The sequence below is a fragment of the Agrobacterium sp. 10T429 genome (assembly GCF_056393925.1).
On record NZ_JBFTGV010000089.1, the window covers coordinates 1 to 378 of the forward strand.

The 378-nt window shown below is 68.4% G+C and carries 1 pseudogene; it reads right to left on the bottom strand.

What is annotated here, in order from left to right:
* Positions 1-202 (bottom strand): annotated as a pseudogene (locus AC1DCP_RS26660) (transporter substrate-binding domain-containing protein); the annotation flags it as partial.
* Between the last annotated feature and the right edge of the window lie 176 nt (positions 203-378).

The following is a 378-nucleotide window of genomic DNA, read 5'->3' on the forward strand; positions in this document are numbered from 1 at the left end:
GGTCTGCCGCCAGTTCCGTCTGGTAGCCGCCGGTCTTGCCGGTCGCAGTGTCGAGGAGGCCGAATGGCGGGCTGGCGCCATCGATGCCCACCGACAGCTTGCCGCGCTGCCGAATCCTGTCGAGCGTGGCGTCAGCCCATGCGGTATGCGCCAGCGCGACCCCAGCCAGSAGCAGGGCGCTCGATACGAGACGCTTGTCCATCGGGCGCCCCCTCAACCCTTGTACCTGGCTTGCAACTCGGGCAGCAGTGGCTGCGGCGGCGTAATGCCAAGCCGCTTCTCCGTGCCGATCAGCCAGCCCGTGCGGTGCCATTCCTGCACGACCTTGTCTACTGCGGCGACGGTATCCGCCTCCCCCTTGCGCGCCCAGACCACCGA